This is a genomic window from Variovorax sp. 10N412 (assembly GCF_056394985.1).
The window spans coordinates 23,297-48,252 of record NZ_JBFTIO010000025.1 but is presented as its reverse complement, the minus strand read 5'-3'; the positions used below and the strand labels follow the sequence as shown (position 1 = coordinate 48,252).

Annotated in this window: 27 protein-coding genes and 1 tRNA gene; 8 read left to right on the top strand and 20 right to left on the bottom strand. The window is 68.7% G+C overall.

Annotated elements, in window-relative coordinates; translation table 11 throughout:
• Positions 1-530 (bottom strand): porin (locus AC1DJH_RS31675; RefSeq protein ID WP_478188412.1); only part of this gene is annotated, 530 nt, incomplete at its 3' end.
• Positions 531-760: 230 nt separating this feature from the next.
• On the opposite strand from AC1DJH_RS31675, the gene AC1DJH_RS31670 reads away from it, so the two are divergent.
• Genes AC1DJH_RS31670 through AC1DJH_RS31655 form a run of 4 tightly spaced genes read left to right on the top strand, consistent with a single transcriptional unit; the run spans position 761 to position 5,719 of the window.
• On the top strand, positions 761-1,807 hold the full coding sequence (locus tag AC1DJH_RS31670; RefSeq protein WP_478188411.1) for a hypothetical protein: 1,047 nt from the start codon (positions 761-763) through the stop codon (positions 1,805-1,807).
• An 18-nt stretch (positions 1,808-1,825) separates the two neighbouring features.
• Entirely contained in the window at positions 1,826-2,599 is a 774-nt protein-coding gene (locus tag AC1DJH_RS31665; protein WP_478188410.1) for a nuclease-related domain-containing protein, read from the top strand.
• A gap of 4 nt (positions 2,600-2,603) precedes the next feature.
• Positions 2,604-3,293: a response regulator gene (locus AC1DJH_RS31660; protein ID WP_478188409.1), complete on the top strand. Its 690-nt coding sequence runs from the start codon at positions 2,604-2,606 to the stop codon at positions 3,291-3,293.
• Positions 3,294-3,334: 41 nt separating this feature from the next.
• The gene (locus tag AC1DJH_RS31655) at positions 3,335-5,719 is read left to right on the top strand and encodes an LPS-assembly protein LptD (protein WP_478188408.1); all 2,385 of its coding nucleotides are present in this window, start codon (positions 3,335-3,337) and stop codon (positions 5,717-5,719) included.
• A 16-nt stretch (positions 5,720-5,735) separates the two neighbouring features.
• On the opposite strand, the gene AC1DJH_RS31650 is transcribed toward AC1DJH_RS31655, so the two are convergent.
• The 12 genes from AC1DJH_RS31650 to nac form a co-directional block, all read right to left on the bottom strand.
• Entirely contained in the window at positions 5,736-6,578 is an 843-nt protein-coding gene (locus AC1DJH_RS31650) for an ABC transporter substrate-binding protein (protein WP_478188407.1), read from the bottom strand.
• Positions 6,579-6,632: 54 nt separating this feature from the next.
• Entirely contained in the window at positions 6,633-7,367 is a 735-nt protein-coding gene (locus AC1DJH_RS31645) for an amino acid ABC transporter ATP-binding protein (RefSeq protein ID WP_435437154.1), read from the bottom strand.
• Between the two features lie 17 nt (positions 7,368-7,384).
• Positions 7,385-8,161, bottom strand: a complete 777-nt coding sequence (locus AC1DJH_RS31640; RefSeq protein WP_435437153.1) for an amino acid ABC transporter permease — start codon at positions 8,159-8,161, stop codon at positions 7,385-7,387.
• Between the two features lie 12 nt (positions 8,162-8,173).
• The gene (locus AC1DJH_RS31635; RefSeq protein ID WP_472123798.1) at positions 8,174-8,875 is read right to left on the bottom strand and encodes an amino acid ABC transporter permease; all 702 of its coding nucleotides are present in this window, start codon (positions 8,873-8,875) and stop codon (positions 8,174-8,176) included.
• 46 nt (positions 8,876-8,921) lie between these two features.
• Complete coding sequence (locus tag AC1DJH_RS31630; protein ID WP_472123801.1) at positions 8,922-9,674, bottom strand: SDR family oxidoreductase; 753 nt, start codon at positions 9,672-9,674, stop codon at positions 8,922-8,924.
• Between the two features lie 185 nt (positions 9,675-9,859).
• Positions 9,860-10,624: a LamB/YcsF family protein gene (locus AC1DJH_RS31625; protein ID WP_478188406.1), complete on the bottom strand. Its 765-nt coding sequence runs from the start codon at positions 10,622-10,624 to the stop codon at positions 9,860-9,862.
• Positions 10,625-10,647: 23 nt separating this feature from the next.
• Positions 10,648-11,046: an acetyl-CoA carboxylase biotin carboxyl carrier protein gene (locus tag AC1DJH_RS31620; RefSeq protein ID WP_478188405.1), complete on the bottom strand. Its 399-nt coding sequence runs from the start codon at positions 11,044-11,046 to the stop codon at positions 10,648-10,650.
• Positions 11,039-12,022 carry a 5-oxoprolinase subunit C family protein gene (locus AC1DJH_RS31615; protein WP_478188404.1) on the bottom strand — a complete coding sequence of 328 codons (984 nt, stop codon included), beginning with the start codon at positions 12,020-12,022 and terminating at the stop codon, positions 11,039-11,041. Before AC1DJH_RS31615 ends, AC1DJH_RS31620 begins: the two co-directional genes overlap by 8 nt.
• On the bottom strand, positions 12,019-12,690 hold the full coding sequence (gene pxpB, locus AC1DJH_RS31610; RefSeq protein ID WP_472123810.1) for a 5-oxoprolinase subunit PxpB: 672 nt from the start codon (positions 12,688-12,690) through the stop codon (positions 12,019-12,021). Before pxpB ends, AC1DJH_RS31615 begins: the two co-directional genes overlap by 4 nt.
• Positions 12,687-14,039: an acetyl-CoA carboxylase biotin carboxylase subunit gene (accC, locus tag AC1DJH_RS31605; RefSeq protein WP_478188403.1), complete on the bottom strand. Its 1,353-nt coding sequence runs from the start codon at positions 14,037-14,039 to the stop codon at positions 12,687-12,689. Before accC ends, pxpB begins: the two co-directional genes overlap by 4 nt.
• Positions 14,040-14,052: 13 nt before the next feature.
• Entirely contained in the window at positions 14,053-14,490 is a 438-nt protein-coding gene (locus tag AC1DJH_RS31600; protein WP_478188402.1) for an acetyl-CoA carboxylase biotin carboxyl carrier protein, read from the bottom strand.
• A 137-nt stretch (positions 14,491-14,627) separates the two neighbouring features.
• Positions 14,628-15,566 carry a nitrogen assimilation transcriptional regulator NAC gene (nac, locus tag AC1DJH_RS31595; protein WP_478188401.1) on the bottom strand — a complete coding sequence of 313 codons (939 nt, stop codon included), beginning with the start codon at positions 15,564-15,566 and terminating at the stop codon, positions 14,628-14,630.
• 169 nt (positions 15,567-15,735) lie between these two features.
• On the opposite strand from nac, the gene AC1DJH_RS31590 reads away from it, so the two are divergent.
• Positions 15,736-16,944 (top strand): aspartate transaminase, encoded by a 1,209-nt coding sequence (locus tag AC1DJH_RS31590; protein WP_478188400.1) that lies wholly within the window; start codon positions 15,736-15,738, stop codon positions 16,942-16,944.
• A gap of 46 nt (positions 16,945-16,990) precedes the next feature.
• Complete coding sequence (locus AC1DJH_RS31585; RefSeq protein WP_478188399.1) at positions 16,991-17,662, top strand: RraA family protein; 672 nt, start codon at positions 16,991-16,993, stop codon at positions 17,660-17,662.
• Between the two features lie 9 nt (positions 17,663-17,671).
• Here the strand turns inward: AC1DJH_RS31585 and AC1DJH_RS31580 are convergent, their stop codons facing one another.
• A complete protein-coding gene (locus tag AC1DJH_RS31580; protein WP_472123824.1) occupies positions 17,672-18,607 on the bottom strand; it encodes a LysR family transcriptional regulator in 936 nt (311 codons plus the stop codon).
• 132 nt (positions 18,608-18,739) lie between these two features.
• Here AC1DJH_RS31580 and AC1DJH_RS31575 point away from each other — a divergent pair, with 132 nt between their 5' ends.
• Positions 18,740-19,906, top strand: coding sequence for a mandelate racemase/muconate lactonizing enzyme family protein (locus tag AC1DJH_RS31575; protein WP_478188398.1), 1,167 nt, complete (start codon positions 18,740-18,742; stop codon positions 19,904-19,906).
• A 12-nt stretch (positions 19,907-19,918) separates the two neighbouring features.
• On the opposite strand, the gene AC1DJH_RS31570 is transcribed toward AC1DJH_RS31575, so the two are convergent.
• Positions 19,919-20,905, bottom strand: coding sequence for a tripartite tricarboxylate transporter substrate-binding protein (locus AC1DJH_RS31570; protein ID WP_478188397.1), 987 nt, complete (start codon positions 20,903-20,905; stop codon positions 19,919-19,921).
• A 202-nt stretch (positions 20,906-21,107) separates the two neighbouring features.
• Here AC1DJH_RS31570 and AC1DJH_RS31565 point away from each other — a divergent pair, with 202 nt between their 5' ends.
• Entirely contained in the window at positions 21,108-21,650 is a 543-nt protein-coding gene (locus tag AC1DJH_RS31565; RefSeq protein ID WP_472123832.1) for a MarR family winged helix-turn-helix transcriptional regulator, read from the top strand.
• A gap of 41 nt (positions 21,651-21,691) precedes the next feature.
• On the opposite strand, the gene AC1DJH_RS31560 is transcribed toward AC1DJH_RS31565, so the two are convergent.
• The 5 genes from AC1DJH_RS31560 to rph form a co-directional block, all read right to left on the bottom strand.
• The gene (locus AC1DJH_RS31560) at positions 21,692-22,063 is read right to left on the bottom strand and encodes a FlxA-like family protein (RefSeq protein WP_478188396.1); all 372 of its coding nucleotides are present in this window, start codon (positions 22,061-22,063) and stop codon (positions 21,692-21,694) included.
• Positions 22,064-22,129: 66 nt separating this feature from the next.
• A tRNA-Ser gene (locus AC1DJH_RS31555) sits at positions 22,130-22,217 on the bottom strand.
• A 33-nt stretch (positions 22,218-22,250) separates the two neighbouring features.
• Positions 22,251-23,522, bottom strand: coding sequence for a radical SAM family heme chaperone HemW (hemW, locus tag AC1DJH_RS31550; protein ID WP_478188395.1), 1,272 nt, complete (start codon positions 23,520-23,522; stop codon positions 22,251-22,253).
• A 7-nt stretch (positions 23,523-23,529) separates the two neighbouring features.
• Positions 23,530-24,129, bottom strand: a complete 600-nt coding sequence (locus AC1DJH_RS31545) for a non-canonical purine NTP pyrophosphatase (RefSeq protein WP_478188394.1) — start codon at positions 24,127-24,129, stop codon at positions 23,530-23,532.
• A 46-nt stretch (positions 24,130-24,175) separates the two neighbouring features.
• Positions 24,176-24,907, bottom strand: coding sequence for a ribonuclease PH (gene rph, locus AC1DJH_RS31540; RefSeq protein WP_435485106.1), 732 nt, complete (start codon positions 24,905-24,907; stop codon positions 24,176-24,178).
• Positions 24,908-24,956 lie beyond the last annotated feature (49 nt).

Here is a 24,956-nt window from a genome sequence, read left to right as displayed (position 1 = left end):
TAGAAGCCGCCCAGGTTCGGCGGCAGGAAGTAGCCCACCGAGTTGCTTGCGCGCGCATAGTTGGCGTTGTTGATGGTGCTGTTGCCGCTGACGGTGCTGATCACGTTGGTGCCCGAGCCGTTGGTGCCGAACGGGTCGAACACGGTGTCATTCCAGAACGTGGGCGTGTAGTCGCGGCCCAGGCGCAGCTCGCCGAAGCCACCCGACAGGCTCACGGTGGAGCGCCGCGCGAAGGTGGAGATGCCGGTGGCGCCGTCGTCGTTGGTGATGGGCGCTTCGAGCCAGAAGCTCGCAGCCAGCCCGCCGCCCAGGTCTTCGGTGCCCCGGAAGCCGATGCGGCTGGAGTTGTAGCCGGAGTTGGCCAGGCTGGTCTTGCTCTGCTTGACCGAAGCGCCCGTGAGCGCGTCGCGCGCGGTGGCCGACTGGTAGGTCACGCCGGCGTCGACGACACCGAACAGCGTGACGGACGATTGGGCAGAGGCCAGGCCACAGACGGCCAGGGCAGCGAATGCCGTGAGGGTTTTCTTCATTCAGGTTTCTCCAGTTTCAGGTCTGATGCGGCCGCTCGGTATCGACCGGCTGTACGCATGGTTTCGTTCAATTCCGGAGGAATTTGGTAGATACGTTTTCTGCGGCCTGGAGTGTTGTGCGCGCGCGTCATGACCTGGTGCGCGCACGCGCCGCACTCATTTCGCGGCCCTTCAAATTTCTCCCAATTCGCCTGAAAAGATCCATGCATGACAACGCTGGGAACTGACAGGTGAAGCGCTCACGAACCCTCATGGCCGCGGTGTGCGGTGCCATGGCCGTCGCATGCGCCAGCACGAGCATCGCGATGGTTCACACCACCTCGGTGCTGGCGGCGGGCCTGTTCGTCGATCACGCCGTGCGCGCGAAGACACAAGCGGTCGCGCAGCCTTGGTGGAACGGCTTCGAGGACGAGACGCTGAACCGGCTGATGGCCGCAGCGCACGGCACCAACGAATCGGGTGTGGCAGCGGCCTACATCGCGCTCAAGGTGAAGACGCTCGAACTCGTCTACCTGGAGAACACGCGTGCGGCCGTCGTGCGGCAGTCCGCGCTCATCCGGGGCCGCGCATTGCCGCACGACGACTTTGCGAAGCAGCTCGCGGCGCGGCAGGCCGGCGCGGACACGACCATCGGCAAGCTGAAGACGCAACGCACGAGCTACATCTCTTATCTGGCGGCGCAGTGCCGCATGTCGGAAGCCGCGTTGGCCGCGCTGCTCGCCGACGCGCTGCAGGACAGGTCGCTGCCCCGCTTCTCGGCCGAGGTGCCGCGCGCGCTGCCGATGGCCGTGCTGGCCCACCGCAACGACATCCACCTGGCCGCCGCGCTCTACGGCACGGACCCCGGCGCGATGCCCGCCGGCACCATCGACGCGACCGACGAAGCGCCGGACATCGACGTGCCCGGCAAGCCGCTCTATGCCCGCGCGGTGATGCAGGCGCGCGACCAGGTCGCCACTGCGCTGCAGCAACTGCAGATGCAGAGCGACATTGCAAACACCGCCTACGCGCGCGTTGCCGACGCCCGGGCCGATTTCGAATCGTCGAAGACGCGCCGCGACCGCGGCGAGATCTCCGAGGTGCAGCTCATGGAGGACTTTCAGAGCCTGCTGCTCGACCTGCATGTGCTGGCCGCCGCCAACGGCGAACTGGCCATGGCGTGGGTCGTGTTCATGGGAAGCATCGGCGACGACACGTCGATCGATGCCATGACGCGCCCGCAAGCCATGCAAATGCCGTTTCTGCACAAAGTCTCCCGAAAGTTGCGCAATCCTTGAAGTTCGAAGGAGCCCTCCATGACCACTGCCTTGCACAAAGCCCCCGCCCGCACCGTGCTCACGCTGCCCGGCCAGCCGCACGCCCACCCGAAGCCGAACGCCGCCGCGCCCGCGCGCCGCGTGCATTCGCTGGACGGCGAGCCGTCGGACACCACCGCGACCAGGCTGGGCATCCAGCAACTTGCCGGTGCGTTCCAGCCCGCGTTCGGGCGAATGCACGTGCTGCAGGACCTTGTCATTCCCATGTACGAAGGCAGCGCCGTGCCCACTGCGCGCTTCGACGTGGCGCTGGTGTGCGAGGCCGGCGTGTACCTGTTCGAAGTGAAGGGCTGGCGCAACGCGGTGGTGTACCGCAAGACCTCGGGCCGGGCGCTGCCGCGCTGGTTCCTGCGCCAGCACGACCATTCGCTGGCGCGCGAGGTGAAAGACCCCGCCTGGCAGTGCGGACGCAAGACCACGCACCTGCGCAGCCTGCTGCCGCCCGACCTGCGCGTGCAGTACTTCGTGCTGCTTCCGTTCGAGGGCGTCGAGCTTCAAGGCGTGATGCCCACCGTCGTGATCACGCCGCAGGACCTGCCCTACATCGCACGCGTGGCGCGCAACAACGGACGCGCCGAGCAAGGCTATGCGCTGCTGGACGACGCCGCCATCGACCGCACGCGGCAGCTGCTGGACGACCTGCAGGGCGACCTGACGCTCGAAGACCACATGCGCAACAGCCGCGAGAAGAGCGCGCCCGGCGCGCGCGTGCAGGTCCGCCCCGCGCACCCGGGCGTGCTGAATCTGCAATGACACGATGAGCCGGATCCTGTTGGTGGAGGAGGGGTACGAAGCCGCCTCGGTGCTGCACGAAGAACTGCACCAGGCCGGTCATGAGATCGAACACATCGAGGACGGCGCGCTCGCGCTGCATCGCATGCTGACCGCGCCGCCGGCCCTCACCCTGCTCGACGTGGCGCTGCCGCATGTCAGCGGCCTGCAGATCCTGGAGAAGGTGCGCGCGCGCAGCGACCATCCGGTCATCATGCTGACGGCGCGCAGCAGCGAGTCCGACCGGCTGCGCGGCTTCGAACTGGGCGCGGACGACTACGTGTGCAAACCCTTCTCCCCCAAGGAAGTGGCGGTGCGCATCCACGTGGTGCTGCGCCGCTATGCGCAGCGCCTGCGCGTGACGCGCCCGCAGGTGCCGATCACCTTCGGGGCGGTGCGCGGCTGCGCGATTCTCGACGGGCACTACCTGCCGCTGACGCGGCGCGAGTCGCTGCTGCTGCGCGCGCTGTCGCAGGAGCCCGGGCGCGTGCTCACGCGCTCCAAGCTGCTGGAGGCGGCGTTTCCCGAAGCGCTCGACGTGAACGAGCGCGTGGTCGACACGCACATCAAGAACCTGCGCAAGAAGCTCGCCACCGTGTCGGCGGCGCACGACTGGATCCGCTCGGTCTACGGCGTGGGCTTTGCCTGGGAATCGCAGGGCCGGCAGGACGCCTGAGCCGCGCCGGATTCCCCGGAAACCTCTTTTCATCGCTCCTCATGAAACTACGCTGGCGCGGTTTGCCGCTGCCGTCGATGGCGCTTTCGCTGATGCTCCTGCTGCACGCGCGGGCGACCCCGGCGCAGGAAGCCTGGGTCGAGGCCCCGCTCACGCTGCGGCGCATGCCGCAGCTGCCCGAAACCATTGCACCGGCCGAGCGCGGCGCAAGGCCCAACCTGGTCGACGGCGACCGGCTCTCGGGCCGGCCCGACCTCGAGGTGGTGGTCGAAGGCGACGCCTCGCTGCGGCGCGGCGACACCCACATCACGGCCGACCGGCTCGAATACCAGCCGCCGGGCGACCTCGCCACGGCCACCGGCAACGTGCGGCTGAACCAGGCCGGCAACGTCTATGAAGGGCCCGCGCTGCACCTGAAGGTCGACAGCTTCGAGGGCTTCTTCGACCACGTGCGCTACACGCTGCTGGAGACCGGCGCGCACGGCGAGGCCGAGCGCATCGACTTCGTCGATGCCAAGGTGTCGGTGGCGCGGCACGTCACCTACACCACCTGCCTGCGCGAGAACTACGCGGGCTGGGTGCCCGCGTGGATGCTGAGCGCCGTGACGATGACCACCGACGGCGACACCAACCTGGCCACCGCCACCGACGCGCAGATCAGCTTCCTGGGACTGACCACGCCGGCCATTCCTTCGGTGAGCTTTTCGCTGAACAACGCGCGCCAGAGCGGCCTGCTGCCGCCGGTGATCGGCTTCGACAGCACCAACGGCTTCGAGTACCTGCAGCCGTACTACTGGAACATCGCGTCGAACCGCGACGCCACGCTGTACCCGGAGATCATGAGCAACCGCGGCGTGAACGTGGGTACCGAGTTCCGCTACCTCGAGAAGGGCTACAGCGGCCAGATCCGGGTGGACGAGATGCCCAGCGACAGCCTGCGCGATCGCAACCGCTGGGGCCTGTGGGCGCAGCACAGCCAGCAACTCGACCCCAAGCCCTTCGGGCTCGATTCGCTGACCACCGCGTTCAACATCAACCGCGTGAGCGACGACGACTACTGGCGCGACTTCTCCCACACGCCCACGCTGACCTCGCGCCAGCTCACGAACGAGGCCGACCTCAACTGGACCAAGGGCGACTGGAGCGGGCAGGCGCGCACCCTGTCGTACCAGACGCTGCAGTACGCGGCCTCGCCGATCACGCCGTCGTACAACCGCGTGCCGCAGGTCACGGCCAACTACAACACCTACGACTGGCACGGCCTGGACGTGTCGGGCACGCTGGACTACACGCGCTTCCAGGTCGACCCGACCTACGCACCGGCGCTCAACGGCGTCGCGCAGCCGAACGGCGAGCGCGTGGTCGGCAACCTGCAGGTCAGCCGGCCCTGGGTCACCCCGGGCGGCTTCATCATTCCGAAGCTGCTGCTGCACACGGCCTCCTATCAGCTCGACTCGCCGCTGGCCAGCGGCGCCAGCGCCATCACCAGCGTGGTGCCGACCGTGAGCCTGGACAGCGGCCTGGTGTTCGAGCGCGACGCCAACCTGTTCGGCCGCGCTTGGCGCCAGACGCTGGAGCCGCGCGCCTTCTACGTGCACACGCCCTACCGCGACCAGAGCCAGTTGCCGGTGTACGACACGGCCGCCAACGACGTGAGCTTTGCCACGCTCTACACGGAGAACGCGTTCTCGGGCAACGACCGCGTGTCGGACACCAACACGCTAACCACGGGCCTGACCACGCGCCTGATCGACCCCGTGACGGGTGCGGAGTCGGCGCGCTTCGGCATTGCGCAGCGCTTTCGCTTCAGCGACCAGAACGTGACGCTGCCCGGCGGCACCGCGGTGACCGACCGCGCGGGCGACTTCATCTTCGGCGGGCAGGTGCACTGGAACCCGAAGTGGAGTGTCGACGGCCTCGCGCAATACAACATGGACACCGGCAAGACCACGCGCGACGCACTCACGCTGCGCTACATGCCAGCGCAGTACCACACGCTCACGGCCGCCTTCCGCTACCAGGCGGACAGCACCGCGACGGCGAACGACGGCACGAAGACGGTGGACTTCAACTGGCAATGGCCGCTGAGCGAACTCACGGGCGGACTGATGGGCGGCAAGTCCGCCGCAGAGCCGGGGCGCTGGTATGCGGTGGGGCGGCTGAGCTACAGCCTGCACGACCGCGCGATGTCCGACAGCCTGGTCGGCGCGGAGTACAACGCCTGCTGCTGGGTGGGCCGCATCGTGCTCGAGCGGCTGGTGTCGGGGCGCGCGACGCCCGACACCCGGCTGATGTTCCAGATCCAGTTCAATGGCTTCGGCAACATCGGCTCGAACCCGACGAGCACGCTGCTGCAGAACATCCAGGGCTACCAGCCGCTGAACCAGCCGACGCAGGGGCCGAGCCGGTTCACCAACTACGACTGAGCCGGCCGAGGGCGTGTCAGGGCAGCAGTTCGAACTTCAGCTCGGCCAGCGGCATGACCTTTTCTTCGCGCACCATCTTGTATTCGGTGTTCGGGCCCAGCCACTTGGCCCAGATGCGGTCGAGCTCTCCCGACTTCTCCAGCGCATACAGCGCGCCGTTCACCTTGGCCAGCAGCGCGGGCTCGTCCTTCTTCATGCCCACGCCGATGGGCTGCAGCACCATCGGGTCCTTGATCATCTTGAGCGCCACGCCGTCGGTCTTCGACTGGTTGACGAGCTTGGTGATGGTCATGGTGTTGGCCACCATGCCGACCGACTTGTTCTGCTGCACCGCCATGAAGGCCGAGCCCGTGTCCTGGAAGGTCACGGGCTCGGAACCGTTCATCTTGATGGACATCTCCGAGGTGGAGCCCTTGGTCGAGCTCAGGCGCTTGCCCTTGAAGTCGGCCTTGGCCGTGCCGGGGTCGGAGGCCTTCACGGCCAGCATTTCCTTGGCCACGTAGTACGGGTCGCTGAACTGGATCTGCTCGCCGCGGCTCTTGGTGTAGGCCAGGTTGGCGATGGTCACGTCGACGCGGCCGAGCTTCACCTCGGGCACGCGCGCCTCCACCGACAGCGGCGTGACCTTGGCGGTGAGGCCGAGTTCCTTGGCGATGGCGTTGCACAGGTCGACGTCGTGGCCCACCATTTCGCGGGTCTTCGGGTCGGGTGCGGCGAAGGGCGGCACGTCGGCGAAAGTGCCGCACTTGAGCTCCTTGCGCTGGGCGATGTCGCTCCACTGGTCGGCATGCGCCAGCAGGGACGCCGCGCCGAGACAGGCGCCGAGGGTGGCGAGGCGGAAGACGGACTTGTTCGACATGAGGAGCTCCTGGGAGATTGCGGAAAAAGTGAACGGCGAAAGACTGGCAAGGACTCAGTGCGCGCGCAGGTCCGACAGGAAGCGCTGCGCGCGCGGATGCTGCGGACTGCCGAAGAAGGTGGCGGGGTCGGCCTTCTCCAGGATGCGGCCCGCGTCCATGAACCACACGCGGTCGGCCACCTCGCGAGCGAAGTTCATCTCGTGGGTGACGCACATCATGGTCATGCCGTCGTGGGCCAGCCCGCGCATCACCGACAGCACCTCGCCGACCATCTCGGGGTCGAGCGCGCTGGTGGGTTCGTCGAACAGCATGGCCGGCGGCTCCATGGCGAGCGCGCGCGCAATGGCCACGCGCTGCTGCTGGCCGCCCGACAGCTGCGCGGGGTAGGCGCCGGCCTTGTTCGACAGGCCCACCCGTTCGAGCAGCTGGCCGGCCTTGGCCTTGGCGTCGGCGCGCTTCACGCCGAGCACGCGCATCGGCGACAGCATGATGTTCTCCAGCACCGACAGGTGCGGGAACAGGTTGAAGCTCTGGAACACGAAGCCGATGCGGCTGCGCAGCCGGTTCAGCGCCTTGCTGCTCATGGGCGCGTGGATGTCGTGGCCGTCGAACAGCAGCTGGCCCGACTTCACCTCTTCCAGCCGGTTCACGGTGCGGATCAGCGTGGACTTGCCCGAGCCCGAAGGCCCGCACACCACCACCACCTCGCCCTTCTTCACCTCGGCGTTGATGTCGGCCAGCGCCTGGTAGTCGCCGTACCACTTGTTGATGTCGGAGAACAGGATCATGGGGTCGTCCTTGGGCGTCATGGCAGGGTCGCCACGGGGGGAACAGGGGCTGCGGGGGCGACCGGTGCGGTGTCGCCTTCGACGGTCTTCACCGGCGCGGCGCCGAGCCGCTTGTGCGCGATGCGACGCTCCAGCCACAGCGCCAGCTGCGTGAGGCTGAAGCACACGACGTAGTACGTCAGCGCCAGGATGAAGAACACCTGAAACGGCTTGGTCAGCAGCTGGTTGTTGATCTGGTTGGCCGCGAAGGTGAGTTCCTGCACGTTGATCACGTAGCCCAGCGTGGTCTCCTTGATGGTGGAGATGAACTGGCTCAGCATGCTGGGCAGCATGTTGTAGAGCGCCTGCGGAAGAATGACGAACCACATGGTGCCCAGGTGGCTGTGGCCCAGCGCACGCGCCGCCTCGCCCTGGCCCTTGGGCAGCGACAGGATGCCCGCGCGCACCACCTCCGACAGGTAGGCGCCCTCGTAGATCACCAGCGTGCACAGCATGGTGGTGAAGCCCGACACCTCGCGCCCGATGAGGATGGGCACCAGAAAGTACACCCACAGGATGACCATGAGCAGCGGCACGCCGCGCACCACGTACACCAGCACCGTGGCAGGCCAGCACAGCAACCGCCAGGGCGACAGGCGCGCGAGCGCCAGCAGCACCGACAGCGGAAAGGCCAGCACGATGCCCAGCACCGAGAGGATGAGCGTGGCGACGATGCCGCCGAGCGGGCCGCTCGGGTACTGGCCGACCAGCAGCAGCAGCCAGTTGTCGCGCAGGATTTCGTAGACGCTGTACATCGTGGTCCCCGCTTACCTGGCGCCGACGATGCGGTAGCGCCGCGCCAGCCAGCCGCCCACCGCCATGATCAGCAGCGAGCACACCAGGTACAGCACCGTGGCCACGCTGTAGGCCTCGAAGGTGCGAAAGCTCTGGCTCTCGATTTCCTTCACCGCGTGCGTGAGTTCGGCCACGCCGATGGCCATGGCCAGGCTGCTGTTCTTGAACAGCGACACGCTGTGGTTCACCAGCGCCGGCACCGCGTTGCGGATGGCCTGCGGCAGCATCACGTGGCGCATGGAACCGATGTAGCCGTGCCCCAGCGCGCGCGCGGCCTCGGCCTGGCCCGGGGGAATGGCGCGCAGCCCCGAGCGCATGTCTTCGCTGAAGTAGGCGGCCTGGCACAGGCCGAGCGCGACGATCGACAAAATGGTTTCGGCGTTGTGCACCGACAGCCAGCCCTGCAGCGCGTCGGGCAGCAGGCTGAAGATGCCGAAGTACCAGAACATGAGCTGCACCAGCGTGGGCACGTTGCGGTGGTAGGACACGTAGCCCGCCACCACGCGCTCGGCGATGCGGTTCGGCGTGAGCCGCACTACCAGCAGCACCACGGCCACGGCCATGGCCAGCAGCCACGAGCCGGCCGCGATCTTCAGCGTCTGCAGCAGGCCGTGCAGCAGCATGGCGCCGAACTCGGGCTTCAGCAGGATCGCCAGCAGGTCGAAGTCCTTCATGCGCTGTTCCTTTGCATGGCGTGCGTGGCTTTCATGGCGCCGGGCGTCAGGCCCGTGGCGTTTCGGGCCGCGTGGTCTGCAACCCGCCCGGCACCTGCAGCGTGGGCGTGATTTCCATGTGGCCCACGTTCACCGCGATGGGCGCGGCAATGCAGAAGGCGATGGCGTTGGCGATGTCCTCGGCCTGCGGCAATTCGAAGCCTTCGACGAAGCGCTGGCGGGTGTCCTCGGAGTCGCCGTGCACGTGCGCGAAGATGTCGGTGGCCACGCGGCCCGGGCAGATCTCGGTGACGCGCACGCGCTTGCCGAACACGTCGATGCGCAGCTGGCGCGACAGCATGCTCACCGCCGCCTTGGTGGCGTGGTACGTGCTGTTGCCGCCGAAGTTGTAGGCCGCGGCAATGGAGCTGATGTTCACCACATGGCCGCGGTCTCGCGCCACCATGCCGGGCACCACGAGCCGGCACAGGTGCAGCACGGCGCGCAGGTTCACGTCCACCAGCAGGTCGATACCCTCGGCGTCGGCCTTGAGGATGGAGCCGGGGCGGTCCACGCCGGCGTTGTTGACCAGCACGTCGAACTCGACCTCCTGCGCGAGCCGGGTCACCGCGGCGAGGTCGCTCACGTCGATGGCGTGGGGAATGCAGCCGGTGCGCGCGGCCAGGTCGGCCAGCTTGTCGGCGCTGCGCGCGAGCGCATGGACCTTCAGGCCTTCCTTGCTGAGGCGCTCGACGACGGCGGCGCCGATGCCCGAGGAGGCGCCGGTCACCAGCGCGGTCTTGTAGTCGGAAAACGGCATCTTGGGTTCTTTCTTGAGGGGGCGGATGAGTGCCTGGAATTCACTGTATCGAGCACCTTGGCGCGGCGCCAAGACGGATTGGCTGTGGAGCGATAAGCCGCCCTTATGTCGCCCGGCATCTGTGCATAGACATAAGGGTAAGCACCATGTTCGTGCCCGCTGCGGGTGCCTGCACGCCCGTTGCCTCAGGTGGTTTGCCGGGAGATGGGCACGATGCGCCCCCCCTGCTCGACCACCCCACGCACGGCGCGCGCCAGGTCGACCGCGCCGGGCGTGTCGCCGTGCAGCAGGATCGAATGCACGCGCATCGGGATCTTCCTGCCGGTGTAGCTGGTGACGGTGCCGTCCTCGAGCAGCTGGCGCACGCGCGCCAGCACGGCGCTGCGGTCGTGGATGACGGCGTCGGGCAGCTTGCGCGGCACCAGCAGGCCGTCGTCGCCGCAGGCGCGGTCGGCCAGGAACACGGTGCGCACGCGCAGGCCATAGCGCTCGGCCGCGCCTTCGATGGCGGCGCTGACGGAAGTGCTGACGGTGAGCGAGGGGTCGAAGTCGGCCACGGCGCGCACCAGCGGCTCGGCCAGCGCGGCGTCGGCCGCGGCCATGTTGCCGAGCGCGCCGTGAAAGCTCATGTGCGTCATGCGGTGGCCGGCGGTGCGAGCCATGCCTTCGAGCGCGCTGAGCTGGTAGAGCACGTACGCCACGAGCTCCCTTGTCTCGATCTGCATGGGGCGGCGCCCGAAGCCCACAAGGTCAGGAAAGCCCACGTGCGCCCCCACGTCAACGCCGCGCTGCCGCGCCATGCGCACGGTGCGGTCCATGATGACCGGGTCGCCCGCGTGGAAGCCGCAGGCGACGTTGGCGGAAGAAACGATGTCCAGCAGGGCTTCGTCCTCGCCCATGCGCCAGGGTCCGAAGCCTTCGCCGAGGTCTGCGTTGAGGTCGATGTCCATGGGGAGTCCTTCTCTCTCTTGGGTCAGAGGGGGTGCAGGTCGATGAGGGGTGCGCCGTAGCCGACGGCGATGCCGCTTTCCGCATGGAGCGCGTCGACGATGCCGGCCTGGGGTGCGCTCACGGGCAGCAGCAGCGGGCCGATGTTCAGCAGGCCGATGAGCTGGCCCGCGTCCACGCGCTGGCCGATGCGTGCGAGGGGTTCGGTGGCGACTGGATGGGTGTGAAGGAACAGCCCGACCGAAGAGGCCTTGACCGTGACGGGTTCGGCTTCGCCCTCTTCTTCTTCCTCTTCCATCGGCAGCTCGACCATGTCGCCGCCCTGCCTCCCGAGGCGCAAGGTTCCGTGGGGTGTGCGCAGTTCGAGCAGGCCTATGTCCGTGTTCGCCAACCAGGCTGAAAGTTGTGCGACGCGCTCAAGCATGAGGCGCTCCCCGATGCAGCGCCACCACGCGCGCCACCTTGTCGAGCCAGGCGCGCACTTCGTCAAGCGCATCGAGCGCCTCGTCCCACGTGGCCTCGACGAAGCGCACGCGGCTGCCGATGGGCGCCTGGCCGAGCCGCCACATGTCGGCCTCGATCACGGTGCCGAACTTGGGGTAGCCGCCCGAGGGCTGGGCGTCGCGCATCTGGATGATCGGCTGGCCGCTGTGGGGCACCTGGATGACGCCGGGCACGATGCCGTGCGAGCGCAACTCCATCGGCGCGATGGGGCGCAAGGCCTCGCCTTCGAGGCGGTAGCCGTAGCGGTCGCTCTGGGGGGTGATCTTCCAGTCGGCGGACCAGAAGGCCTCGCGCGATGGCGCCTCGAAGGCCAGGTACTCGGCCGCGGGAAGTACACGCACCGCCGGCACGCCGTCGCGCTGCAATGGCAATGCGAGGGCGGGTGGGACGAGGCCGAAGCCTGTGCGGCACGGCTGTGGGGCACCCGCGGCGCGCAGCACGTCGCCCCGGCGCAGCGCCCGCCCCTCGTGGCCGCCGAAAGCCCCGCGCAACTGGGTGCTGCGCGAGCCCAGCACCTCGGGCACGTCGATGCCGCCGGCCACGCACAGCATGGCGCGGCTGCCGCGCTGCGCACCGCCTTGCGGCAGGCCCAGCGTCAGCACCTGGCCCGCGCGGGCCTGGTGCGCCCACCAGGGCATGAGCGGCTGGTCGTCGAGGCGGGCCGCGCAGTCGGCACCGGTGAGCGCGAAGGCGCAGTCTTCGTCGAAGCGCACCTTGAACGGGAACACCGGCACCTCGATGGCCGCCACGCCCAGTTCGTTGCCCAGCATCAGGTTGCCCGCGGCCAGGGCCAGGTTGTCCATGGCACCCGAGGTGCCCACGCCCCAGCGCAGGCTGCCGGTGCGGCCCAGGTCCTGCACGGTGGCGAGCGCCGCGGACGAAAGGATCTCGATCATCGGACGATGCCCTCCACGCGAAAACGGATCAGGTCGCCCGGCTGCAGCATCGCGGGCGGGTCTTGCGCCGGGTCGAAGAACACCATCGACGTGCTGCCGATGGTGTTCCAGCCGCTGGGGCCGGCCGAGGCCGACACGCCGGTCTGCGCGCCGCCGATGGACACCGCGCCGCCCGGGATGCTCAGCACCGGCACCTTGCGCCGCGGCGTGGCGATGCGCGCGTCCATGCCGCCCAGGTAGCAATAGCCGGGATGGCTGCCCAGCGCATACACCGGGTAGAGCGGCGCGCTGTGCAGCTCGACGATGGCCTCCACGCTCAGGCCGGTGTGCGCCACCACGTCGGCCATGTGCGGGCCGCCCTCGCCGCCGTAGACCACCGGGAGCTCGACCACGCGGCCTTCGCGCTGCAGTGCGGTGGCGGCGGCCCATGCCTCGTGCAGGCGCGCACGCAGCGCATCGAGCTGGCGCGGCGGCCGGGTGAAGGTGAGCATCAGGTTGTTCATGCCCGGCACGGCTTCGCGCACCTCGGGCCAGGTCTCGGCTTCGTGGGCCAGCGCCCAGATGCGCTGCTGCGACGGCAGGTTCATGTCGCCGGGCGCTTCGAACAGCAGCGCCGTGGTGCCCAGGAGGCTGATGGACGGTTCGGTACGGGATGCCTGTGCGCTCACGCCGCGCTCCTTTGCTGCAGCCAGCGTTCGAGGTGGTGGATGTCGACGCCGCCGGCGGCAAAGCCCTCGTCGCGCAGCAGCGCGCGGTGCAGCGGCACGTTGGTGGCAATGCCCTCCACGCGGGTCTCGGCCAGCGCCAGGCGCATGCGCTCCAGCGCGTCGGCGCGGCTGTCGCCGTGCACGACGAGCTTGGCGATCATCGAGTCGTAGTACGGCGGCACGCGGTAGCCGGCGCCCGCGTGCGAATCGACCCGCACGCCGAAGCCGCCGGGCACCTGCCAGCCGGTGATGCGGCCCGGTGCGGGCGCGAAGGTATCGGGGTTCTCGGCGTTGATGCGGCACTCGATGGCATGGCCCTGGCAGCGCACGTCGGCCTGCGCGAGCAGCAGCCGCTCGCCGCGCGCCATGCGCAGCTGCTGCTGCACGATGTCGATGCCGGTGGTCATCTCTGTCACCGGGTGCTCGACCTGCAGGCGCGTGTTCATCTCGATGAAATAGAAGGCGCCGCGCTCGTAGAGAAACTCGAAGGTGCCCACGCCGCAGTAGCCGATCTGGCGGCAGGCGGCGGCGCAGCGCTCGCCCACCTCGGCCATCAGCGCCTCGTCGATGCCGGGCGCGGGCGCCTCCTCGATCACCTTCTGGTGGCGCCGCTGCAGCGAGCAGTCGCGGCTGCCCAGCCACACCGCATGGCCGTGGCTGTCGGCCAGCACCTGGATCTCGACATGGCGCGGGTGCAGCAAGAACTTCTCGATGTAGACCTCGGGGTTGCCGAAGGCCTGGCGCGCCTCTTCGCGCGTGAGGGCCATCGCGTCGAGCAGCGCGGCCTCTTCGCGCACCACGCGCATGCCGCGCCCGCCGCCGCCGCCCGCGGCCTTCACGATCACCGGATAGCCGATGCCGCGTGCCAGCGCCTGCACGGCGGCCGGGTCGTCGGGCAGCGGCTCGTCGGGGCCGGGCACGCAGGGCACGCCGGCCTTGCGCATCGCGCGCTTGGCCGAGACCTTGTCGCCCATGGTGCGGATGCACTGGGCGCTCGGGCCGACGAACACCAGCCCGGCCTCCTCGATGCGCGCCGCGAAGCCCGCGTTCTCCGACAGGAAACCGTAGCCCGGGTGGATGGCCTGCGCGCCGCTCACCTCGGCGGCGAACAGGATGGCGGACTGGTTCAGGTAGCTCAGGCCCGGCGCGGCCGGGCCGATGCACAGCGCCTGGTCGGCCTGCGCGACGTACATGGCGTCGCGGTCGGCCTCGGAGTGCGCGACCACCGTGCGCAGGCCCAGGCCCCGGCAGGCGCGCTGGATGCGCAGCGCGATCTCGCCGCGGTTGGCAATGAGCACGGTGTCGAACATGGCGCGTGCCTCCTCAGTCGAAGCGGAACAGGGGCTGGCCCGCTTCCACTTCCTGGCCCGAATGGGCGAGCACCTGCTGCACGGTGCCCGCGCGCTCGGCGCGGACCTCGTTGAACATCTTCATGGCCTCGATCACGCACAGCAGCTGGCCGGCTTCCACGGCCAGGCCCACTTGAACGAAAGGCGGCTCGCCGGGCGCGGGCTGCAGGTGCACCACGCCGTGCAGCGGGGCGAGGCATTCGGCGCCGGCCGCGGCCGATGCCGTCGTGGTTTCTTCCAGCGCCCGTCGCGGCGCCTTGCGTGCAGCAGGCAGGCTTCGCGCGGCGGGCGTGGCGCCCAGCGCCGACAGCTTCACCAGCCGCAGCGTGCTGCCGTTTTCGCTGAACTCCAGTTCCGCCAGGTCCGATGCGGCCAAAGCGTCGATGAGCGTCTTGATCTGTTCCTGCTTCATGCCCGGGGCTGTGGTGACCGACGCGTTCCGCGAACGCGTGACGGCATGCATGAAAGGTAACGGGCCGCAGGCACAAAGCCCAAGACGGAATGGCTGTGCCGGGATAAGGGCGGCTTATGACGGCCGCCCTGCGCTTCTTATGGCAGCGCCGACAGCTCCGGTTCGGGCGTTGACGCGACGGTGGCGGCCAGGTCGACCACCAGCTCGAGCAGGATGTCTTTGACGGCCTGCGCGGGCTCCGACAGCGGCAGGTGGTCGGACTGGCACAGCGCCAGCGGCGCCTCGATGACCGGGTCGACGATGGGGAACTGCCAGGCCCCACAGCTCGCGACCACCTCGCGCGCCATCGACGCGGGCAGGATGGTGGCGCCCAGCCCGTCGGCAATGGCCGCAGTGAGCGTGAACGCCGATTCGATCTCGGCCACCACGCGCGGCACCATGCCGGCGCGCACGAAGGCAGCGTCCACCAGCTTGCGCACCACGTTGTACGGGCGCGGCAGAAAGAGCTCGATGTCGCGCAGGTCGGCCAGCTTCACCGGCTGCGAGGGCGCCGGCATCGACGCCGGGCCGACCAGGTACAGCGGCTCCTTGAGCAGCGGCACGAACGCCAGGCCGTGGATGGCCTTGTCGCCGTACAGCACGGCCAGGTCCATGCGGCCGTTCATGATGAGCTCGCTCAGCGTGGTGCCGTAGTTCTCGTTCAGGTAGAGCAGGATGCCCGGGTGGCGCGCGCGCACGGTGCGCAGCAGCGGCAACGACAGCGCCGAGGCGGCCGTGCCGGGCGCCAGGCCCACCGACACCTGGCCCGAGAGCCCCTCGCCGGCCGCTTCCATGTCGACACGGGCCTGCTCGCACTGGCGCAGGATGATCTGCGCGTGGCGGTACAGCACCTTGCCCGCCTCGGTGGGCGTCACGCCGCGCTTGGTGCGCACGAGCAGTTGCTGGCGCACCTCGCCTTCCAGCGTGGCCAGTTGCTGGCTCAGCGCGGGCTGGGCGATGAAAAGGACTTCGGCGGCCTGCGTGAGGCTGCCGATGTCCACGATCTTCACGAAATATTTGAGGCGTCGAAGGTTCACGCCTTGTCCCCAAGCAAAAGCCAAGCCTAGCACCGCGCATGGGCAGCCGGTATCAGGGCTCGCCATAGTCATAAGCTGCGCCTATACGACCAGTGCAATCTCGTCTTGGCCTCGCGGGGTCGATGTGCGTACCGTTCAGTGCATGCCATCTCCAACCCAGGAAAGCCGCGTGACCACCACCCGCATTGCCGCCCGCGTGCGGCGCATCAAGCCCTCGCCCAGCACCTCGGCCGCCGACCGCGCCAACGAACTGCGCCGCCAGGGCAAGTCGATCGTGAACCTCGTGGTGGGCGAGCCCGACTTCGACACGCCGCCCCACATCCGCCAGGCCGCGGCCGCCGCCATCGAGCGCGGCGCCACGCGCTACACGCTGATGGCCGGCACGGTGGAGTTGCGCGAAGCCATCGCGGCCAAGCTGGCGCGCGAGAACGGCCTGCGCTACGCGATGAACGAGATCATCGCCACCAGCGGCGCCAAGAGCGCGATCTACAACGCCTTCGCGATCACGCTGGAGCCGGGCGACGAGGTGATCATTCCCGCGCCCTACTGGGTGTCGTACCCCGACATGGTGCGGGCCTGCGAAGGCACGCCCGTCACCGTGGCCTGCCCCGAGGCCAACGGCTTCAAGCTGGCGCCCGCGCAGCTCGAGGCCGCCATCACGCCGCGCACGCGCTGGCTGCTGATCAACTCGCCGAGCAACCCGACAGGCGCGAGCTACACCGCCGCCGAATACCGCGCGCTGGCCGAGGTGCTGCAGCGCCATCCGCACGTGATGGTGATGACCGACGACATCTACGAGCACATCCGCTTCGACGGCGAGCCCACGCCGCACATCCTGGCGGTGGCGCCTGCGCTGCGCGAGCGCACGCTGGTGGTGAACGGCGTGTCCAAGACCTACGCGATGACGGGCTGGCGCATCGGCTACGCGGCCGGCCCGGTGGACCTCGTCAAGGCGCTGGACACGCTGCTGTCGCAGTCCACCGGCAACTGCTGCTCGGTGAGCCAGGCGGCGGCGGCCGCGGCGCTGAACGGCGACCAGGGCTTCGTGGCCGAGAGCGTGGCGGTCTACAGGCAGCGGCGCGACCGCACGCTCGAACTCATCAACGACATTCCGGGCCTGAGCTGCGCCACGCCGGCGGGCGCCTTCTACCTCTACATCAACTGCGGCGGCCTGATCGGCAAGACCACGCCCGAGGGCAAGCGCCTGGACGCGGACGGCGACGTGGTGATGTACCTGCTGGAACGCGAAGGCGTGGCCGTGGTCGCGGGCACCGCGTACGGGCTGTCGCCCTACTTCCGGCTGTCGATCGCCACGTCGATCAAGACGCTGGAAGAAGGCTGCACGCGCATCGCGCGGGCCGTGGCCGCCCTGCGCTGACGCGCGCGCCGGATCCAGTCGCATCCAAGAACACAAGGACAACGCCATGCCCTACAAGGCCATTCTGAAGAACCCTTCCGCCCCGCAAGCGGCGCCCGCCGTCATCGCCGCGCTGCACGACATTCCGGTGGCCGCGCTCAGCGACAACATGCACCGCAACATCGGCAGCGTCGGCCTGCAGCCGTACCACCGCCCCGGGCACAAGACCATGGCGGGCACGGCCGTGACCGTGAAGACGCGCGGCGGCGACAACTTCACGATGATGCGGGCCTTCGAGTTCTGCCGGCCCGGCGACGTGCTGGTGATCGACGCGGGCGGCGACGTGACCAACGCGGTCATCGGCGGCATTCTGTCGTTCTACGCCGCGACCATCGGCACCGTGGGCGTGGTGCTCGACGGCGCCATCCGCGACGTGGCCGAGATCCGAGAGCGCGACTACCCGGTGTACGCGCGCGGCGTGAACCACCGCGGCCCTTACAAGGACGGCCCCGGCGAGATCAACGTGCCGGTGTCGGTGGGCGGCATGGTGGTGAACCCGGGCGACATCGTGGTGGGCGACCAGGACGGGCTGATGGCGTTTTCGCCCGCCGATGCCGAGTGGCTGATCGAGAAGGCGCGTGCGCACCTGGAGACCGAGGCACGCACCATCCAGGCAATGAAGGAAGGCCGTTGGGACCGTTCGTTCCTGGACGCGCTGGAAGCACGCTGCGCGAACTGAGCCCGCGCCTCAGGCGCCCGGGGTGCCTTCGCTCACCAGCGCCCACAGCGCCTCCGCCACCGGCGCCATGTGCGCCTGCTGGCGGTACAGGCGGATGTCCACCGGCACGCGCCAGCCGCCCGCGCCGGCATCGACCAGCGTGCCGCCGCGCAGGTCGTCCGCCACCAGGCTCATCGGCAGCCACGCCAGGCCGCGGCCTTCGAGCGCCATGGTGCGCAGCAGCGCGGCGTGGTGCGCCGTGAAGACAACGGAGCGCGACGCGGCGAAGTCCTTGCCGAATTCGCTGTCGTGCATGGCGCGCATGATCCGGCCGAGCCCCGAGGCCTCGCTGTAGGCCAGCACGGCGGGTGCCTTGCCGGTGCCCAGCGCATGCAGCGGCGCACCGTTCGCATCGGCCGCGGACACGGGCACCAGCACGTCTTCGCTCAAGCGCTGCACGGGGTACTGCCCCTCGTCGAGCCGACCCGGCGCACCCGCGTGGCCATGGCACAGCACGAACTGCACGCGGCGCTGCAGCATCAGGTCTTCGCAGGCGAACGAGCTGTCGGAGATGGTCTGGATCGGGCCCATGTCGAGCCGGGCCTCCACGCTGCCCAGCCAGCGCGGAAAGAAGGTCAGCGACAGCACGTGCGTGGCGGCGAAGCTCAGGCTGGCCGCGTCGAGGTCGTGCGCCGCGCGGGCCTGGGTGCGGGCGTGCTGCAGGCCCGAGAGCACGTCCTCCAGCAGCGGCTGGAAGCGCTGGCCCGCGGCGGTGAGCGTGGTCGGGTGCGCGCTGCGGTCGAACAGGTCGACGCCCACCCACTCTTCCAGCGAACGGATGTGGCGGCTGAACGCGGGCTGCGCGATGGAGCGCGCCTGCGCGGCGCGCGAGAAGTTGCCCGCCTGCGCCAGGGCAAGAAAGTCTTCCAGCCATTCGAGGTCGAGGGGTCGGTTGCCGGGGCCCATGCGCAGCGCCTTTGCTTTGAATAGTTGTATGCGATTCGGGTATTGGACGGTGCCCGCCCTGCCGGCCGAAGATGCGGGCAGCCTTTCGCTCCGCCCGAATTATCGCGAGCCCACCCTCACCCGCCATACACCATGAAGATCGTCAACATCCTCGAGTCCACGCGCCCCATCAAGTCGGACATCCGCAACGCCTACATCGACTTCTCGAAGATGACCCTGAGCCTGGTGGCCGTGGTCACCGACGTGATCCGCGACGGCAAGCCCGTCATCGGGTACGGCTTCAACTCCAACGGGCGCTACGGCCAGGGCGGGCTGATCCGCGAGCGCTTCTTGCCGCGCCTGCTGGAGGCCGAGCCCGCCTCGCTGCTCGACGAGACCGGCGAGAACCTCGACCCGCACAGGATCTGGGCCCGCATGATGATCAACGAGAAGCCCGGTGGCCACGGCGAGCGCTCGGTGGCGGTGGGCACCATCGACATGGCCGTGTGGGACGCCACCGCCAAGATCGCAGGCCAGCCGCTCTACCAGCTGCTGGCCGAGCGCTACGGCACCGGCACGCCGGACCCACGCGTGTTCGTCTACGCGGCGGGCGGCTACTACTACCCCGGCAAGGGCGTGGAAGGCCTGCAGCGCGAGATGACCAGCTACCTGGAGCGCGGCTACTCGGTCGTGAAGATGAAGATCGGCGGCGCCACGCTGGCCGAAGACTGCGCGCGCATCGAGTCAGTGCTGAAGATCCTGGGCCCCGGCCAGCAGCTGGCCGTGGACGCCAACGGCCGCTTCGATTTGCAGACCGCCATCGACTACGGCCGCGCCCTGTCGCAGTACCCGCTGTTCTGGTACGAGGAAGCCGGCGACCCGCTCGACTACGAACTGCAGGCGAAGCTGGGCGAGGTGTATGCAGGCCCGATGGCCACGGGCGAGAACCTGTTCTCGATGCAGGACGCGCGCAACCTGATTCGCCACGGCGGCATGCGGCCCGAGCGCGACTGGCTGCAGTTCGACTGCGCGCTGAGCTACGGGCTGGTGGAGTACCTGCGCACGCTGGACATGCTGAAGGCTTATGGCTGGTCGCCCTCGCGCTGCATTCCGCACGGCGGCCACCAGATGTCGCTGGCCATCGCGGCCGGCCTGGGCCTGGGCGGCAACGAAAGTTACCCTGACCTGTTCCAGCCGTACGGCGGCTTTCCCGACGGCGTGAAGGTGGACAACGGCTACGTCACGCTGCCGCCGCTGCCGGGCATCGGCTTCGAGGGCAAGGCCGATCTCATCGCGGAGATGCGGGCCCTCGCAAGCTGAACCTGGCGGCTCTCAGGGCTGGAAGCCGGAGCGGCGCACCACCGGCTCCCACTGCTGGCGGTACGTCTTCAGCATCTGCGCGGTCTCGGCCGCCGTGCTGGCCACGGACGTGATGTAGAGCGCGTCGGCTGCCTTCTGCAGGCCCGGGTCCTTCATGACGTCGTGGATCGCACCGGCCAGCAGCTGCACCTTGGCGGGCGCCATCGTGCTGGGCGCGAAAAAGGTGTTCCAGCCGTCGGCGTCGATCTTCATGCCGGCTTCGCGGAAGGTCGGGATGTTGGGCGCGAAGCTCGCGCGCTTCTTGCCCGACACGGCGAGGATGCGCACCTTGCCGGCCACGTGCTGCGCATAGAGCGAGTCGAGCGTGTCGATGGCAATGGGCAGGCTGCCGCCGATCAGATCGGCCGACAGCGGTGCCGAGCCGCCGTAGCCCTTGATCTGCGGCTGCACGCTCAGCGCGTCGCCCACCATCAGCCCGAAGAAGTGAGGCAGGCTGCCGGTGGCCGGCACGCCGAACACGGCCTCTTCGGGGTGCGCCCAGAGCCGGCCCACCAGGAACATCGCGCGGTCGAGCTGCAGCTTGTTGCCCACCGCCAGCGCGAAGTCGTAGCTGCTGACCTGGGACACGGGCACGAAGTCCTTGTCGGGGTCGTAGCCCGCGTCCTTGAACACCAGCGGCGCCACCACCATCACGGCGGGGTTGCCGAGCATGAGCACGTTCTGCCCCGCGGGGGTGCGCTTCACTTCCTTGGCCGCGAGCCGCCCGCCTTCGCCGGGACGGTTTTCCACGGTGACTTTCACGCCGAGCTTGAGCGTGAGCCGCTCGGCGATCAGGCGCGCGATGCGGTCGGTGCTGCCGCCGGGCGCATAGCCGACCACGAGCGAAACGGGGCCGTCCAGCGCGGGCGTCTGCGCATGGGCGGTGTGCGCGACGGGGGCGCCAGCGGCCAGGGCAAGGCCCCACGCCATGAGTTGTCGCCTGGAAAAGAATGCGGGCATGAAGTGTCCTGCGGGCAGTTTGTCGGTGGTCGGGGATGGGCACGCGCGCAGCGTCTTCACAGCGAGAATCACCCGCCACGTTGTGTTGCTGTTCGTGCAAATTTGTTACCGAGTTATACGTAAGCACAAACAGTTGATCTAATCCATCACCTGTTCGCCGAGGCGGGCGGACCACACTCTTGCCGCCCGTTAATCCATCCGTATGCAAGCCTTTCCCGACGCCGACGCCTTACGCGCGCCCCGCTCCCTGGACGACCTGCTGCTGTACCGCCTGGCGCGTGCCATGCGCGCGGGCAGCGGCATGGCCACGCGGCTGGTCGAGGGCGGTTTCGGCATCACGCGGCGCGAATGGGGAATGATCGCCACGCTCGCGCAGGAGGGCGAGATGACTTCGTCCACGCTGGCCACCAACCTGCACCTGGACCGCGTGCGCACGTCGCGCGGACTGCGCAGCCTGGTCGAGAAGAAGCTGGTCGAACGGCGGCAGGATTCGGAAGACCGGCGAGAGGTGCACGTGCGCCTGAGCGCCTCGGGCCAACAGCTTTTCGGCCAGTTGTTTCCGCGCATCGCGGGGCTGAACACCGGCCTGCTCGAAGGCATCGCGCCCGCGGACCTCGATGTGTTTCTGCGCTGCCTGCAGCACCTGGAACAGCGCGGCAGCGAACTGGTGGCGCAGGGCACCGTCGCGGAGAAGGCCGACCGGCGCTCGGGCGGCACGCGGCACCGGTGGCCGGAGCGCGGCTGAGGCCTGGCCTTGACCCTGACCCGGCAGGCTCCTTCGCTTTGTCAGGCTTCGACGTTGAGCGTGCCGCCGATGGGCACGCCGTTGGCGTTGGTGCGGAACGCGCTGCTGCTGTTGCTGCTGCTCGATCCCGTTTCGTTCTTCACGGCGTCCATCTGCTGCTCGGCGCTCTTCTGCATTGCCGCCGCCTGAATCGCCTTCAGTTGCGCCTGCAGCATGGCGAGCTGGGTGTTGAGCGACTGCAGCTGCTGCTGCACCGCCTTGCGCGCATCGCCCTCGGGCGTTTCGATCAAGGTCTTCTGCGTGGCGGTGATCTGCTTTTGCGTGGCGACGATCTGGCGCTGGATCTTCGCGACTTCGGCGGCGGTGCCGTTCCCTGTTCCTGCTGTGCTCGAAGCACCGATGGCGGTCAGCATGTGAGTTCTCTGTTGTTGTCTAGACAGAGGACTATCGGCAGGTTTGGGGGGAAATTTAGGGGGACGTGGCGGAGAGTGTGAGATTCGAACTCACGGACGATTTCTCGTCGGCAGTTTTCAAGACTGCTGGTTTAAACCACTCACCCAACTCTCCGGAGCCGACGATTCTAAGCCGCTGGCGAAAGCGTCAATCGCCCTCGGGCAGGAAGATCGTCTGCAGGTCGCTCAGGAAGTCCAGCCCGCGTTCGGTCGGCCACACGCGGAACAGGTCGCGCGCCAGCAGTCCCTTGCGTTCGGCTTCTTCCAGCCCGCGCTGGATCGATGTCATCGCCAGCCCCGTGCGTTCGCTGAACTGCGGCAGCGTGAAGCCCTGCTTCAGGCGCAGCGCATTCAGCATGAATTCGAACGGCAGGTCGGCCAGCGCCACTTCGTCACTCTGCGACACCGCGGCGCCCGCGCGCGCGTTTTCCATGTACAGGCGCGGCTCGCGATAGCGCACCTGCCGCACGATGCGGTGCGCAAAGCTCAGCTTGCTGTGCGCGCCGGCGCCAATGCCCAGGTAGTCGCCGAACTGCCAGTAGTTGAGGTTGTGCTGGCACACATGGCCGTCGCGCGCATAGGCCGACACCTCGTAGCGCGACATGCCCTGCGCACCGGTGCGCTCGGTGATGCGGTCGAGCATGGCGTAGGCGATGTCGTCCTCGGGCAGGGTCGGCGGAAACTTGGCGAACCAGGTGTTGGGCTCGATGGTCAGGTGGTAGATCGAAAGGTGCGGCGGCGCCAAGGCCAGGGCCTGGGTCAGGTCGGCGTCCAGGTCTTCCATGGTCTGGCCCGGCAGCGCGTACATCAGGTCGAGGTTGAAGGTGTCGAACGCCTGCGCGGCCTCCTCCAGCGCGGCAATGGCCTGCGCGCGGTCGTGCACGCGGCCCAGGGCCTTCAGGTGCGCGTCGTTGAAGCTCTGCACGCCCACCGACAGGCGCGTGACGCCCGCGGCGCGGTACGCGCGGAAGCGGTTGCGCTCGAAGGTGCCGGGGTTGGCCTCGAGCGTGATCTCGCAGTCGGGTGCGAGTTTCAGGCGCGCGCGCACATCGCCCAGCAGGCGGTCGATGGCCTGCGGCGAGAACAGGCTGGGCGTGCCGCCGCCGATGAAGATGGTGTGCACGGTGCGGCCCCAGATGAGCGGCAGCGCCGCGTCGAGGTCGGCGACCAGCGCGTCGATGTAGGCCGCTTCGGGAAGCCCGTCGATGTCGGCCTCGCTGGTGGCGCGCCATTCGTGCGAGTTGAAGTCGCAGTACGGGCACTTGCGCAGGCACCACGGCAGGTGGATGTACAACGACAGCGGCGGCAGCGCGGCCAGCTGCAGCGGGCCGGGCCGCATCCAGTGCAGCACGTCGTTGGCCTGCACGGCGGTGGCTTGGCCCGGGGGCTGCGCCGGCTGGATCGGGAAGACGGTGGCCATCGGCGCCTCAGAGCCAGCGCTCGCGCATCAACGCGAGCATGGCCTGCGCGGCGCGGCCGCGGTGGCTGTGGGCGTTCTTCACCTCGGGCGAGAGCTGGGCAAAGGTCTTGCCGAAGCTCGGCAGGTGCATGACGGGGTCGAAGCCGAAGCCGTTGTCGCCCACGGGTGCCAGCGCGATCTCGCCGACCACGCGGCCGACGGCAATGAGCGGCTCGGGGTCGTCGTGGCTGCGCAGCGCGACCAGCGTGCTCACGAGTGCGGCGCGGCGATTGACCACGCCGTCGAGCTGTTCGAGCAGCGCCTTCACGTTGTTGGCGTCGCCCTTGTCGTAGCCGAACTGCGTCGCGTAGTAGGCGGTGTCGACGCCCGGCAAACCGCCGAAGGCATCGACGCACAGGCCCGCGTCGTCGGCCATGGCCGGCAGGCCGGTCGCGGCGCTGGCGTGGCGCGCCTTGGTCAGCGCGTTCTCCACGAAGGTGCGAAAGGGTTCTTCAGCCTCGCCCACGCCCAGCGCCGACTGCGGCACCAGGGTGACGGACAGCTCGGCAAACAGCTGCTGGAGTTCGGCGAGCTTGCCCGCGTTGTTGGAAGCCAGAACCAGTTTCATAAGTCAAAAGTGGCTGTAACGCACGTCAAATGTGCGTCAGTAGCTATTAATTCGATAGCAGCGCCTGCTGTTGCAGGACGACCAGTTCGCCGATGCCCTTTTCGGCCAGGCCGAGCAAGAGGTTCATTTCGTCGCGCGTGAAGGCCGCGCCTTCGGCCGTGCCCTGAACTTCGACGAAGTGGCCGGCACCGGTCATGACCACGTTCATGTCGGTGTCGCAGGTCGAGTCTTCGGTGTATTCGAGGTCGAGCAGCGGCGTGCCGTCGACGATGCCCACCGAGATGGCGGCCACGTGGCCCTTGATGGGCGAGGCCTTCAGGCTGCCGGCGGCCAGCAGTTTGTTGACGGCGTCCTGCGCGGCCACGAAGGCGCCGGTGATGGCCGCGGTGCGCGTGCCGCCGTCGGCCTGCAGCACGTCGCAGTCGAGGTGGATGGTGCGTTCACCCAGGGCGGCCAGGTCGAACACGGCGCGCATCGAGCGGCCGATGAGGCGCTGGATTTCCTGCGTGCGGCCGGTCTGCTTGCCCTTGGCGGCTTCGCGGGCGCTGCGGGTGTGCGTGGCGCGCGGCAGCATGCCGTATTCGGCGGTGACCCAGCCTTCGCCGCTGCCCTTCTTGTGCGGCGGCACCTTCTCTTCGACCGAGGCGGTGCACAGCACGCGGGTCTGGCCGAACTCGATGAGCACCGAGCCTTCGGCATGGACGGTGAAGCCGCGGGTGATGCGCACCGGGCGCAGCTGGTCGGCGGCACGGCCGCCGCTTCGTGTGAAAGCAGTCATTGATTGAAACCGGAAAGGAAAAAGAAAAAGGCCGCGCGCGTCCGCGTGT